Genomic DNA, 14,195 nt, shown 5'->3' with positions numbered 1-14,195 from the left:
CAATACAGCAAGGCACCGACGGCATCACCTGAAGTCATGGGCTTCAGGGCTCGTCTAATATAACCAACTGAAAAGTCAGCCCCTATCCCGCTTATTTCGCAACTACGAGCATTTCCTCCTGCGCGCGGTTGACAATCGCCGGAACCCATTTGCTTGTCGGATTGACCATTTTCATCTTGCCAAGCAACGGAAGCATTTCAGAGAAAACGATTTTCATCTCCATCCGGGCAAGAGTGGAACCCAAACAGCTATGGATGCCTGTCCCGAACGCCAGATGGCGACGGGAATTTTCCCGGGAAATGTCAAATTTACCCGGCTCTTCAAACACCGATGGATCGTGATTAGCCGCCATGGGAGAAAGAAAAATCCGCTGTCCGACTTCCATCTTCTTGCCATGCCATTCAAATGGCTCCTTGACGACACGAACCGTGACTTTCGTATGGGACTCCCAGCGCATGATTTCCTCCACCACATTGGAGACAAGCGCCGGATTGGCTTCAAATTCCGCCCGCGCATCGGGGTTGAGTATCAATGCCCGAAGACCATTGCCGATCATGCCCACCGTCGTCCGGTTGCCCCCAAAAAGAACGAGAATACCCGTTCCGATGGCCTCTTCACGGGATAGCTTGTCGCCCTCGCTTTCGGCCGCAACAAGGCGCGCCATCAGATTATCTTCGTCGGATGAGGTGCTTTCAATCACGGCGGTCAGATATTCTTCCAGCGCCTCAATCGCCTTATGGGCCTTTTCCAGACGGTTGTCGTCAGCGACATAACCGCCGATCACCGACGAGATTTCTTCAGACCAGGCCATGAACTTATCCTGATCATCAACGGAAACGCCCAGCATACTGCACACCACAGGTCCCGGAACCTGAAAGGCCACTTCCTGCATCAGGTCAATGGGCGTCGTCGGGTCCTTTTCCAATTTCTCAGCCACAGCAGCAACGCGGCTCCGCACCAGTTCCTTGATGCTGGCATCCATCTGCGCCACTACCTGAGGCGTAAAGGCCTTGTGAACGATACTGCGCAGACGACGATGCTCCGGCTCGTCCTGAAACGCCATCCAGGTCTCCAGAATGCCAATGGTTCGACCAATGGTATCCCGCTGGGATTCCTTCAGTCTCCGCTCCCGGAAAAGCTTGATCCGGTTGGCCGACAGGCGATCATCCTTAAAGCCGTCCGTCACATCGTCAAAACGGGTCACGAACCATGCCTTATGCCGGTCGTTCCAATGAATGGGCTCCTGCTCGCGGATGCGATTGAGATAACTCAGCGGATTTTCCGTGAATTCCGGATTAACGAAATCCGTCTTATCGACATCCAATGTATCCGTTGTCATGGCTGTTCTCCAGTTCTATTAAAAATACGCTACGGAGTATTTTCGGGAGGCCGTAGCGCGAGTTCTTCCAACTGTTAAATGATGTCTGCCTTGCGTAAGTCATCAAGTTCCCTCTCTGACATCCCGAGAAGGGATTTGAGCAGGCTATCTGTATCTGCACCAAGCGTCGGTGCCGCCTTAAGTGGCGGAGCCGGTGTCGCGCTGAACTTCGGTTGCGGCGCCTGTATCTTTATTAAACCTGCTTTTTCCGTCTCTATTTCCATCATGCTTTGCCGCGCGGCATAATGCGGATCAGCCAGAATATCTTCCGCAGAATATATAAAGGCATAGGCGACATTGAATTTGTCCAGCCGAGAGGCAACCTCTTCAACCGGCGTATTCTTTATCCAGTCACGGACAATGCCGTTTATTTCGACAATATTCTCCCACCTCGCCGCATGGCTGGTGAATTTGGGATCTTTAGGTAAGTCCGGACGCTCCATCGCGCTCGCCAGGCTTTCAAAAACCGAATTGGCGGACACCGTGATGACAATGAAGCGCCCGTCACTGGTTTCGAAATGATCGCCAGGCGCGGCGGCAAAATGCATATTGCCATTACGCTGCCGGTTCATCCCCACCTTGTCACAGGCCGTCGCGAGAATATCGGTAAAACGGAAGATTGATTCAAATAGCGACAGGTCAATATGCTGCCCCGTCCCGCCCTTTGCATCGCGATTGTAAATCGCAACCATCACTGAAAAGGCGCCCAGAATGGCTGACTGATAGTCCGCCATTGCCGTGCCCGGACGAACCGGCGGGCGATCCGGATAGCCGGTGATATTGAGCAAACCACCCATGGCAAGGGCAATCCGGTCATAGGCGCGCCGCTGGGAATAGGGCCCCGTCTGCCCAAAGCCTGACACGCTCAGCATGATCAGGTTCGGGTTTTCCTTGGCCAGCGCGTCATAACCGATGTTCCAGCGGTCCATGGTCCCGGGACGGAAATTCTCCACCACGACATCCACATGCCGGGCAAGACCGCGCAGGATTTTCTGCCCGTCCGGCACACGCAGGTTGGCCGTCACCGATTTCTTGTTGCGGTTTTCCACATGCCAGTAGAGCCCTTCCCCATTGACCTGCGGTCCCACGCCACGGAGCGGATCGCCGCTTCCCGGCTGCTCCACCTTGATAACCTCGGCCCCAAAATCGGCAAGCAATGTCCCGACGACAGGCCCCGCGATCATGGTCCCGACATCGAGGACACGGATGCCGGAAAGCGGGCCTTTATTACTATTATTATCACTCATAAACAGTTTCTCACTTGCTCTCTACAGGGCGAAAACGGGGAACGAAATTCCCATCGCCAATATCATCCCACCAGATTTTCACTTTCATGCCGATTTTCACCTGATCGGTCGGAATGTCCGTCACATTGCTGACCAGACGAACCCCGTCCATCCCCTCGAAAGTCAGAATGCCAACAACATAGGGGAGCTTTGACTTTACCGCCGGATGGCTCGCGTGATGGACAACGGTGAAGGAAAAAACTTCCGCTTCCTCCGGTGCATCGACCCATTTGATATTCGTTGAATGGCAGTGCGGACAGATCGGTGTTGGCGGATGCCGGAGCTGACCGCAATCGGCGCAAGACTGAAAGCGCAGATGCTTCTCCTTGCAGGCGTTCCAGAAATCGGCTTCATACATGACCGGCGTTGGTTGCGGCATTGTCTCAGGAAAATAGGGCATTATGACCTCCCCAGAATGATGGCGCCTGACGGCGAGGTACCGAGGCCGGACGTAACAAGACAGGTTTCGGCATTCTCAACCTGTGACGTGGACTGCCCGCGAAGCTGGCGCACCCCCTCAATCATCAGGTTGACGCCATGAACATAGGCCTCAGAAAGCTGGCCGCCGGAAGTATTGATCGGCAGCTTTCCGCCCTTCCAGCGGATATTTCCTTCCTCAACAAAGGCCCCGCTCTCGCCCTTGCCGCAGAAGCCGAAATCCTCCAGCGCCATCAGAACGAGACCGGAGAAATGATCATAAATCTGTGCGACATCTATATCTGCGGGGGTAAGCCCCGCCTTCGCAAAGAGCTCCTTTGCAATCCGCCGGTTATTGGTGGAACAATAGGTCTCTGTCGGCATATTGTGACTGCCAAGAGGACCCGTCCCCCATCCCGTACCGCTGCCATGGGCCGCCGCCAGAATTTCAACGGATTTACTCTCCAGATCCCGCGCCCGCTCCTTCGTGGTGATCACAACGGCGGCCGCCCCATCAGTTTCAAGGCAGCAGTCATAGAGCCGCAGCGGTTCGGCAATCCAGCGGGAGGCGAAATACTGTTCCTTCGTCAGTTCCTTACCCCCCATCACCGCATTCGGGTTCCGGTTGGCATTGGCGCGCGCATTCAGGGCGATCTCCGCCAGATGCTCCGGCTTGATCGGATAGTCATGCATGAACCGCTGAACCAGTGGCGCCAACATCTGGGCCGGGGCAAACAGCCCATAGGGGAAAATAAAACTGCTGTGCGGACGATCTCCGCCAAAAAGGCCGAAGCGCTGCCCCTGCCCCTGACACAGGCCGCGATAGGCAACGACAACATCGGCCTGACCAGATTCGATTGCCGCACAGGCCAATGATATTGCCCCGCAGGAGCCACCACCGCCTCCGCCCCAGACCATGGCGGAATAGCGCAACTCCGGCACGCCAAGAGCAACCTGCATCAGCGGTGCATGATTTGTATCATTTGAAAAGGAAGTGAAGCCATCAATATCCGTTACTTTTAATCCGGCATCGCGAACGGCGGAAACTATCGCTTCCGCTGTTACCTGAAACTGGCTTCTATCTTTGATACCACCCCATTTCGTATATTCGCTCTGTCCGACGCCAACGATATGAGGCTTTCTGTTAGATGTTCCCATGAACTCCCGCTACCCATTAAAATTTTGTTTCTTGAAATATCATACTTGCATATCAGTAATATCAATGCAATATAAAAAGAGCCTCGAAAGCGACCTGTCACATGTGTTAAAAATATGCGTCGCAGCGCTCATAACAGAAGAGTTCATCAAGACTTATGTCGACTGAAATTGAAAGAATCGTTATTGCAGGTGCCGGTCAGGCCGGAGTTCAGGCTGCGCTGTCGTTGCGCATCGAAGGCTTCACCGGAAAGATCGCGCTCGTCGGGGATGAAGCGTTCTTGCCGTATCAGCGCCCCCCGCTTTCCAAAGCCTATCTCAAAGGCAATGTAACCCGTGACGCGCTGCAGATTGCCAAACCCGCGCTTCTGGCGGAGCGGAACATTGATCTCCATCTTGGAGAGGTTGTCAGCAGCATTGACCGGGAGAAAAAATGCCTGCTCCTTGCAGAGGGCAAGGCTCTTTCCTATGACCGGCTGATCCTTGCGACCGGCACCCGCAGCCGCCCGCTATCCATACCGGGGGCGAACCTTCCGGGCGTCGTCATGCTGCGGACAGTCACCGACGCTGATTGCCTGGCCCGATTGCTGGGCGGCGCCAGACAAATTGCGATTATTGGCGGGGGGTTTATTGGTCTCGAATTCGCTGCCGTTGCCCGGGAGCTGGATAAACAGGTCACCGTGATCGAGGCAAGCTCCCGCGTCATGATGCGCGCGGTCAGCCCGGAGATATCGAATTTCTTTGAAAAGACGCATCGCGACAAAGGCGCGACGGTGATTTGCAATGAAGGCGTTTCAGAGATAGTTTCGGAAAACAACCAGCTAAAGGGCATACGCCTTGCCAGTGGCAAAGAGTTTCCGGCTGATCTGGTGATGATCGGCGTCGGCGCCCTGCCAAATTGTGGCATTGCCGAAGCGGCCGGGCTCGCGGTTGAGGACGGCATTCTTGTGAATGACGCCCTTCAGACGTCCGATTCGCATATCTTTGCGATCGGTGATTGCTGCCGCGTTCGGGCAGATGGGGGCCGCCACCTCACCCGCATCGAATCTGTCCAGAACGCAACCGATCAGGGGAGGCATGCCGCATATGTCATTATGAAGGCCCCCTCGCCCTATCAGGCGGTCCCCTGGTTCTGGAGCGATCAGTATGAGTATAAACTGCAAATGGCCGGGTTGATCTCCGAGGCGGATACACAAATAATCAAAGGGTCTCCGGCAGACGGGAAGTTTTCAGTCTTTTCTTTTAAAAGTGGCATCTTTATCGGCTCGGAATCGGTGAACAGCCCGCTTGATCATGTCCTGACACGAAAAGCATTAAATGAAAACATCGCCCTCTCACCGGATTATCTTTCGGACGCCACGGTCAGCATCAAGCAGGCCATTGAAGCAGCGACAGCAACATAACGCAGAAACGACGCACACAACAGACAATCGAGGAAGAATGATGCGGATTTCAGTTACCGACACCAACGGCACACAACATGATATCGAAGCTAAAGAGGGCGACAAGGCAATGGAGGCCATCCGGGATTCCGGCCTTACCATCGCCGCGCTTTGCGGTGGGTGCTGCTCCTGCGCAACCTGTCATGTCTATGTCAGCGATGACTGGGCAGACAAACTCCCGCCCCGTTCAGAAGATGAGGAAGCCTTGCTGGAGCTTGTCGCCGAACTGCGGCCCGCGTCCCGCCTGTCATGCCAGATCATCATGGAACCCGCCTTTGACGGGATCGAACTGGAACTTTCCAGCGATACAAATCTTTAAAATTAGAACCAAGGGAAGAGCTGTATATGTTGCCCGAACACAAGCATTTCATTAACGGAACCTGGGTTGCAAGCCGGGAAAGCATCACGGTGGTCAACCCATCTGACTGCACCGAGATCGCCAAAATTGCCCGGGGCGGCCGCACCGAGATTGATGCCGCCGTCACCGCAGCGCAAGCCGCTATCGACGGAGAATGGGGCCGCCTGACGGGCGAGGAACGCGGTCGCCTGATGTATAAATTCGCCGAACTTGTCCGCCGCGACACCGACAAACTTGCGGCTATCGAAAGCCGGGATGTAGGCAAACCTCTCAGCGTCGCAAAATCGGATGCCGCCGTCTGCGCCCGCTATTTCGAATATTACGCAGGCGCCGCTGACAAGCTGCACGGTGAAACAATCCCGTTCCAGAATGGCTTTTCAGTCATGACCATTTATGAACCTCATGGTGTGACCGGACACATCGTTCCCTGGAACTATCCGCTGCAGATGACCGGCCGCTCTATTGCGCCGGCCCTCGCCGTTGGCAATGCAATCGTGCTGAAACCGGCGGAAGATACCTCCCTCTCCGCCCTCGCCCTCGCGGAATTATTCCGTGAAGCAGGATTTCCCGCAGGCAGCGTCAATGTTGTCACCGGTCTTGGCGAGGAGGCAGGCGCCGCCCTCACCTCTCATCCAGGCATCTCCCACATCAGCTTCACCGGTTCGCCAGAAGTGGGCACGCTGGTGCAGGAAGCTGCGGCGAAGAATGTCATTCCGGTCACCCTGGAACTCGGCGGCAAATCACCGCAGATTGTCTTTGCCGATGCGGATATGGACGATGCGGCCACAACCATCGTCCGGGGCATCACCTATAATGCCGGGCAAACCTGTAGCGCCGGATCGCGCGCGCTGATTGAGGCCTCGATCTATGACAGCTTCACCCAGGAGCTTGCCAATCGTTTCGAAAAAGTGACTGTCGGCGCAGGCAATCAGGATCTCGATCTCGGCCCCGTCGTCAACAAAGCCCAGAAAGAACGGATTGAAGGCTTTATCGAACTCGCGAAAAAAGACGGGCTACCCATTCTCGCGCAAGGAAAGATGGGCTCCAACGCGCCGGAAAATGGGTATTATGTCACGCCAACGCTGATCGGCGATGTGCCGCCGGATCACCCGCTGGCGCAGCAGGAAATTTTCGGTCCCGTCCTTGTCGCCATCCGCATGAAAGATGAAGAGGATGCCGCCCGCATCGCCAACGGAACGCCTTATGGCTTGGCCGCAGGCATCTGGACACGCGACATCGGCCGCGCCATGCGCCTGTCGGCTAATGTAAAATCCGGTCAGGTCTTTATCAATAATTACGGTGCCGGGGGCGGCGTTGAACTCCCCTTTGGCGGGATGAAGGCATCCGGTCACGGCCGGGAAAAGGGGTTCGAGGCCTTATACGCCTTTGCAACGCTAAAAACCGTGGTCATCAAACACGGCAATTAACAGTTTCATCGGGCTCATATGCGGCCCGGTTTTCTCCAGGTGGAACAGGGCGCGTGCCCTGTTCCATTGCTTACTAAAATATACTCCAGAGCATTTAAACCAACCGTTTGAATTTCTATTAAATTATTTTTAACCGGTTTATTTGTTTAATTTGGAAACAACTTCTATAGCAATATCTATAAACTGCTGGAGATACGGAGAGGATTGACGTTCCCTGAGTTCTGCGAGATAGACGGTTCGCCTCGGCTCCGGGACAAGCGGTACAGCGACGAGTTCCCCTTTGCGAATTTCTTCCGTACAGGTGGATTTTGGCAAGATGGTCGCCATACGCCCCTGAGCCACAAGCTGGCGGGTCAGAGGCAAGCTGTCCACTTCCAGCCTTGGCCGGAGTGAAATTCCTTCCTCATCAAAATAATTCTTGATGATCGCCATGGACCCCAGCAGGGAAGCCGGAAGGATCATGTCCAGATCCTCCACCTTCTTGCGCGCCACCTGGGGAGACAGGGCCAGCGGATGGTCTTTACCGACAATCAGGAACAGAGGCTCCTCCATCAGCTTTTGCAGGCTGATCTTGGCGTTCTTCGGCGTCTGTATGACCACGGCGACATCCACCTCGCCATTGGCCAGATGCAAATAGACATTGCCCGTGGATGCCTCCACCGCGGAAAGCATGATGTCGGGATACAGTTTCGAAAACCGGGCAATGATGTCCGGCATATAGCTCGACATAAAGCTCGGCGGACCGGCGACGCACAGCTTTTCTATCGTCGTGTTGGAATGCGCTTCCAGTTCTGAAATGGTCTGGACCATCTCATCCAGTATCTCGGCGGCGTGACGATACAGAATTTCTCCATGCGGCGTCAGCTTCACGCCATGACCTGTCCGCTCCAGCAGTTGAACGCCCAAGTCCGATTCCAGCACCTGAATCTGGCGGCTGATCGCGGATTGGGCGACGCCCAGCAATGCCTCGGCCGTTGTAAAGCGCCCGCTTCTCGCCACATGATAGAAGTAGAATAACCGCCGCGAATCAATCAATCCCCGCGATGCGATAAGCGCGAGATCGCTGCGCGAGCCGCCTTTTTTTGCCGCCATTACACTCCGCTCCAGAACCATATCTGGTCATTACTTTTCCTGCCACACAACTGCTTACCAGAGGAAACCGCCGGGGCTAACTGCAAAGCAGAAAAACTGAAAGGCAGATCCGGAATTCCGCCCTTCTATTGCATCAGATTCGGGACAAAAGTCACGATTTCCGGGAAAATGATCAGCAACAGTAATGCGGCGAATTCAGCGATCAGAAATGGCGTGATCCCCTTGAAGCCCTGCGCCGGCGACACTTCCTTTGAGGCCGACGATACAACGAAAACATTCATGCCCACCGGCGGTGTGACCAGCCCGATTTCAATCGTTTTCACGACAATGATCCCCATCCAGATCGGATCGAACCCCAGATTGACGATAATCGGAAATACAAAAGGCAACGTCAGGATCATGATTTCCAACTGGCTCATGAACATGCCGAGCACGATATAAAGCAAGATCACGACCGCCAGAATTGCATGGGGCGGCCAGTCCAGACCGGTAATGTAGCTTTCCACCGTATTGCTGGCGCCCGTCAGGATCAAATAGAAGGAGAAAATATAGGCTCCGATCAGCAGCACCAGGATCATAACTGTAGAATTGAGCGCCCGGCTGAGCGAGTCGCCGAAACCCGACAGGGTAAAAGGCTCAAGTCCGGCAGACGGTATCCGGTACAATAACAGCCAGATGATCAGCACCGCCATCACACCGACGGCGCTGGCCTCTGTGGTTGTCACAGCACCGGTGTAAAGTGCCGCAAATATCGCCAGGATGACCAGCAGAAACGGCCAGACGTAGCGTATTGCATCCCACCGTTCTCGGAGAGTGGCTGCCACTTCCATGACAGGCGCCGCATTTTTATCCGCACGGGTCCAGATCGTGATCGTCAGCATATAGATCACAACGGTAATGATACCAGGCACCATGCCGGCGATCAGAAGTTTGCGAATGGATGTTTCCGTTATGATCCCGAAAATGATAAGGGGGATGCTGGGCGGAATAAGAATGGCAAGCGTGCCCGCAATACTGACAGTGCCCGCCGCAAATTCTTTCGAGTATCCCCGCTTCAGCATCTCAGGAATAGCAATACGGGACATGGTCGCCGCCGCCGCGATGCTGGAGCCAGAAAGCGTGCCGAAGGCAGCCGAGGCCAGCATTGTCGCCACGGCAAGCCCCCCGCGATAATGTCCAACCAGGCTGTTCGCAGCCCGGAAAAGCCGGGTTGTGATACCGCTCTGGGTCGCGATTTCCGCCATCAGGATAAACATGCCGATGGCAACAATGGTAAAACTCGCCGTCGTGCTATAGGGGATATTGGACAAGGCACCCATGGCGCCACTCCAACCAAGAATCTGAAGAGCGCCGATCGCGCCGGATATGGCCAGAGCAAAAGCAACCGGCATGCCCGCAAAAAGAAAAATGAACAGCAGCAGGATAGGAAGATATTCCAGAAACACTATTACTCTCCTCCGTCTTGAGACGGACGCCGGGGGATAAGGTGGCAGAGGGCAGCCATGAAGCAACCAAGGGCGACAATGCTATAGGCGATAACGGCGGGCGTTTCTATCTGCCCGACAGGCCACTGGCCCTCCACATAGGCATCATAAGCACGGAGACCCGCCTGCCAGCCACATAGTAACCAGAAGACAACGATCAGCAGGGAAAAGATTGCTTCTCTGAGACGCATCAGGAGCGGCCATTTTTCGAGCCGGATAATATCGACCCGCATATGGCCGTCATGACGGGCGGCGAGCGCAATTGCAAAGAACACGACAATCGGCTGCAACATCCCCTCAACAATTGCCTGCATTCCAAGAATGGGCGATGAGAAAAGATAGCGGCCTGTCGCATCCAGGGTGATGCCAATGACGATAAGGCACATGGCCAGCTTCGCCATTAAGGCAAAGCTGGCTGCGGACTTATCACCAAGATTGATCAGAGAGTTCCGAAAATTCACGGTTTACGCCTCATACTTCCGGCTGGCAGGATCAGCTATCGCCGAGGGTATGAGCCGGCAGATCTTCCGGAGCTTCTGCGGCTGTCTTATGGAAAGCTTCAAGCTCTTCCAAGACCTTTTTGCCCGGATGGTTGCTGGCTTCCATGTCGCTCACCCATTTGGCACGGATAGGCTCAAACGTTTTCTTAAGCGCGGCGACATCTTCCGCAGGCCACTCATAGGTCTTCAAACCCTTCGCTTTAAGTTCCGCCAGAGCCTCGACATTCATGTCCAGCGTCTGGGTCTGCGCCGTGATGGAGGCTTTGCGCCCCGCATCCAGCACCGCCTGACGCTGCTCCGGCGTCAGCTTGTCGAACACTTTCTTGGAAATGGCATAAACCAGACCGGACGGTCCCGGAAGGCCCGAATTGACAGTGGTATGGTTCAACACCTCGCCAAGTTTGTAGCTCCCCCAGTTGGAGAAAGCATACACGGTGGCATCAATGGTGCCACGCTCAATCGCCTCGACAATTTCCGGCGTTTTAATGGCGACGGGAACGGCGCCAATGCTGGTGACGATATCGTCGAAAACACCGCCCGAAGAGCGAATCTTCATCCCCTTGACCGATGCCATATCAGGCAGAGGCAACTTAGCCGTATGAATTTCGTAGGCGGCATTTGAGCTGAAAACCAGCGGCACCAATCCATTCTTTTCCCACTCATCCTTGATGAGGCCAGGCGAAACACTTGCCCGCATATAGCTGTTCGTCAGCTCCCACGGAGTCCAGCCATGCGGGACATTGATAACCTGCGACAGCGGGAATTCCTCCCGGTGATACGGCATAACGACAAGGCCGATATCGGCAATACCGGTTTGCAGGCTGCGCACCGTATCACGCGGCTTGAAAAGCTGTCCGGCAGGGAAAACACGGAAGTCGATTTCGCCGTTTGTGGCCTGCTTCACCTCTTCCATGAAAACATTGATGCCATGGGAGACCAGCGGATGTTTTTCGCCAATGTAATATCCCACTTTCAGGGTTTCGGCTGCCTGAACCGGCTTCGCGGTCATTGCCGACCCGCCAATTGCGACAGCCACGGAAAAGACTGCCGCGCACAACATCCCCGGCACAAATTTGTGCATATTCTTCATCTGGTACCTCCCCATTCTTCGGGTTTTCAAATATGAGTTATATTAAATTGATATATCAATAACATCATTTATGCAATATGAATGTGACTCGGGATTGATCAAATCCACGCGGAATATGGATTATACTTCCCCTACAAGGAGTTAAGGGAGAGAATACGACCCTCATCTTTAAGGGAAGCCATGTTGATGGGGTGGAAGGAGTTTTTTTGAGGGGATTGTCGCAACAGATGGCATACGCAGTCATAACATGCGAGAATCTGCGCGGGGCAATTAGAGGTATCGCGTAGTCCGTCACATCGGCAGGAATGAGCCGTATTCAGCAACCGTTCACAATGTCAGGAAAACTGGCATGAAAATTTAGATAATCGTCCGTTGATACAGGCCGACGGCGCCTTTTCATAAAACCCAGGATAAAAAGGCAGTTGCCCGGGGCGCAGCAATAATCCGCCCCGGGCATATTGAAACAACCGGACTTCCCTATGCGTCGGCGGGGACAACGCTTTTCACAATAGAGGAATCCAGTGCTTCAAATTCATTAAGACCGATCAGGTCATACAGCTCAGCCCGGGTCTGCATCTCATCCAGCATCCCGGCTGTCGACCCATCCCTGCGGATCGTGGCGTAAAGCTTTTCCTGCGCCTTGTTGGCCACCCGCAAGGAAGAAACCGGCCAGATCACCATGCGATAGCCCATCTCTTCAAATTCGCTGGCCGTAAATACCGGCGTTCGGCCAAACTCGGTCATATTCGCGAGAAGCGGTACACCCGGCATTTTTGCGGCAAACTCACGGAACATCTCCGCATTTGTCAAGGCTTCGGGGAAAATCGCATCGGCCCCCGCCTCAAGATAAAGCCGGGCGCGAGCAACAGCCGCGTCGATGCCTTCGCTTGCCGCCGCGTCAGTGCGGGCAATGATATACAAATGCCGACGGGCTTTGGCGGCGGCGGCCACTTTCATCGCCATCTCGGTGGGCTCCACCAGCCGTTTGTCATTGAGATGTCCGCATTTTTTCGGCAGATGCTGATCCTCAATCTGGACGGCACCGGCCCCCGCATCCTCGAAAGTGCGGATCATATGCATGACATTCAGTACCTCGCCATAGCCGGTATCTCCGTCGGCCAGAATGGGTAGGCCGCTCGCACGGGCAATCTGCCGGATAAAAAAGGCCACTTCATCCACTGTAATGATGCCGAGATCGGGCAACCCCATGGATGCCGTCATCGCCGCACCGGAAAGATACACGGCATCGAACCCCGCCGCCTTCGCCTGAAGTGCCGCCATGCCATTGTGCGCACCCGGCAATTGCAGGATTCCGCCACGCTCCACCAGCTCCCTAAACCGCTCGCCCGCGGGCTTTTCGGGGTAGTTTTCGGCTTGCAGATAAGTCATATGAGTCTCCTTATGCGACGTGGCTTCCGATCACCGCCTGCCCCCTTTCCGCAAGCGGAACAAAGGCTTGATTTTCAGGGCCGATGTAATTGGCTGACGGGCGAATGATCTTGTTATCCTGTCGTTGCTCGATGATATGAGCGGCCCACCCCGCTGTGCGTGAAATCACGAACAGCGGCGTGAACATCGCCGTGGGGACGCCCATCATATGGTAGGAGACGGCGCTGAACCAATCGAGATTGGCGAACATTTTCTTGGTCTCCGCCATAACGCCTTCAATACGGTTCGCGATTTCGAACATCTTCAAGGATCCCGCTTCTTGCGAAAGCTCCTGCGCGACCCGTTTGATAACGACATTACGCGGATCAGAAATCGTGTAGACCGGGTGACCGAAGCCGATAATCACCTCTTTCGCAGCCATACGGCGACGGATATCCGCCTCCGCCTCATCGGCCGAGGCATAGCGTTTCTGAATATCGAAAGCGACTTCATTGGCACCGCCATGTTTCGGCCCGCGCAAGGCGCCGATGGCCCCGGCAATGGCCGAATAGAAATCGGACCCCGTTCCAGCAATGGAGCGCGCCGTAAAGGTGGAGGCATTAAATTCATGCTCCGCATACAAAATGAGAGAGATATGCATCGCCCGAATATGCGACTCTGACGGGGCCTTGCCATGCAACAGATGCAGGAAGTGAGCGCCGACGGACGCATCATCGGTTTCAAGGTCAATCCGCCGTCCATGATGGGCGAAGTGGTACCAGTAGAGCAGCATGGAGCCTAAGGATGCAATCAGACGATCCGCAATATTTCGTGCATCGGCATGGTTGTGATCTGCCGCCTCCGGCAGCACACAGCCGAGCGTGGAAACCCCGGCGCGCATGACATCCATCGGATGGGTCGCCGCCGGTAACAACTCCAGCGACCGCTTTACCGCATCCGGCAAACCCCGCAGAGAGCGCAACTTCTCATTATAAGACTTGAGTTCGGAAACCGTCGGCAAGGAGCCGTGGATCAGCAGATAGGCTATCTCCTCGAACGTGCAGCTTTCCGCGATATCGAGAATATCATATCCGCGATAATGCAGGTCATTGCCACTACGTCCCACAGTGCAGAGCGCGGTGTTCCCCGCGACAACGCCGGAAAGAGATACGGATTTTTTCGGTTTTGGCAAAGTCAT

Annotated in this window: 13 protein-coding genes; 3 read left to right on the top strand and 10 right to left on the bottom strand. The window is 54.8% G+C overall.

The features are described from left to right. Nucleotides 1-91 precede the first annotated feature (91 nt). The 4 genes from CMN55_RS01775 to CMN55_RS01760 form a co-directional block, all read right to left on the bottom strand. Nucleotides 92-1,339 (bottom strand): cytochrome P450, encoded by a 1,248-nt coding sequence (locus CMN55_RS01775; protein WP_293947819.1) that lies wholly within the window; start codon nt 1,337-1,339, stop codon nt 92-94. Between the two features lie 74 nt (nt 1,340-1,413). Further along, nucleotides 1,414-2,625, bottom strand: a complete 1,212-nt coding sequence (locus tag CMN55_RS01770; protein ID WP_293947818.1) for a CaiB/BaiF CoA transferase family protein — start codon at nt 2,623-2,625, stop codon at nt 1,414-1,416. 10 nt (nt 2,626-2,635) lie between these two features. Continuing rightward, nucleotides 2,636-3,064: a Zn-ribbon domain-containing OB-fold protein gene (locus tag CMN55_RS01765; protein ID WP_293947817.1), complete on the bottom strand. Its 429-nt coding sequence runs from the start codon at nt 3,062-3,064 to the stop codon at nt 2,636-2,638. Continuing rightward, a complete protein-coding gene (locus CMN55_RS01760; RefSeq protein ID WP_293947816.1) occupies nt 3,064-4,239 on the bottom strand; it encodes a thiolase C-terminal domain-containing protein in 1,176 nt (391 codons plus the stop codon). The genes CMN55_RS01765 and CMN55_RS01760 overlap by 1 nt, the downstream gene beginning before the upstream one ends. Before the next feature lie 155 nt (nt 4,240-4,394). Between CMN55_RS01760 and CMN55_RS01755 the strand changes: the two genes are divergently transcribed. The 3 genes from CMN55_RS01755 to CMN55_RS01745 are packed head-to-tail and all read left to right on the top strand — an operon-like array spanning nt 4,395 to nt 7,463. Further along, complete coding sequence (locus tag CMN55_RS01755; RefSeq protein WP_293947815.1) at nt 4,395-5,639, top strand: NAD(P)/FAD-dependent oxidoreductase; 1,245 nt, start codon at nt 4,395-4,397, stop codon at nt 5,637-5,639. A gap of 37 nt (nt 5,640-5,676) precedes the next feature. Further along, the gene (locus CMN55_RS01750) at nt 5,677-5,997 is read left to right on the top strand and encodes a 2Fe-2S iron-sulfur cluster-binding protein (RefSeq protein ID WP_293947814.1); all 321 of its coding nucleotides are present in this window, start codon (nt 5,677-5,679) and stop codon (nt 5,995-5,997) included. Between the two features lie 26 nt (nt 5,998-6,023). Continuing rightward, complete coding sequence (locus CMN55_RS01745) at nt 6,024-7,463, top strand: aldehyde dehydrogenase family protein (RefSeq protein ID WP_293947813.1); 1,440 nt, start codon at nt 6,024-6,026, stop codon at nt 7,461-7,463. Between the two features lie 138 nt (nt 7,464-7,601). Here the strand turns inward: CMN55_RS01745 and CMN55_RS01740 are convergent, their stop codons facing one another. The 6 genes from CMN55_RS01740 to prpC form a co-directional block, all read right to left on the bottom strand. Beyond that, nucleotides 7,602-8,555, bottom strand: a complete 954-nt coding sequence (locus tag CMN55_RS01740; RefSeq protein WP_293947812.1) for a LysR family transcriptional regulator — start codon at nt 8,553-8,555, stop codon at nt 7,602-7,604. Between the two features lie 125 nt (nt 8,556-8,680). After that, the gene (locus tag CMN55_RS01735; protein ID WP_293947811.1) at nt 8,681-10,000 is read right to left on the bottom strand and encodes a TRAP transporter large permease; all 1,320 of its coding nucleotides are present in this window, start codon (nt 9,998-10,000) and stop codon (nt 8,681-8,683) included. 2 nt (nt 10,001-10,002) lie between these two features. After that, a complete protein-coding gene (locus CMN55_RS01730; protein ID WP_293947810.1) occupies nt 10,003-10,500 on the bottom strand; it encodes a TRAP transporter small permease in 498 nt (165 codons plus the stop codon). Nucleotides 10,501-10,531: 31 nt separating this feature from the next. Then, nucleotides 10,532-11,629, bottom strand: a complete 1,098-nt coding sequence (dctP, locus tag CMN55_RS01725; protein WP_293947809.1) for a TRAP transporter substrate-binding protein DctP — start codon at nt 11,627-11,629, stop codon at nt 10,532-10,534. 477 nt (nt 11,630-12,106) lie between these two features. Continuing rightward, entirely contained in the window at nt 12,107-13,018 is a 912-nt protein-coding gene (prpB, locus tag CMN55_RS01720; RefSeq protein ID WP_293947808.1) for a methylisocitrate lyase, read from the bottom strand. A 10-nt stretch (nt 13,019-13,028) separates the two neighbouring features. After that, nucleotides 13,029-14,195, bottom strand: a complete 1,167-nt coding sequence (gene prpC / locus CMN55_RS01715; protein WP_293947807.1) for a bifunctional 2-methylcitrate synthase/citrate synthase — start codon at nt 14,193-14,195, stop codon at nt 13,029-13,031.

The sequence above is a fragment of the Sneathiella sp. genome (assembly GCF_002694385.1).
In the GTDB taxonomy this organism is placed as follows: Bacteria; Pseudomonadota; Alphaproteobacteria; order Sneathiellales; family Sneathiellaceae; genus Sneathiella.
Note: the sequence above shows the minus strand (reverse complement) of the source record. Positions and strands in the feature narration are given on the sequence as shown.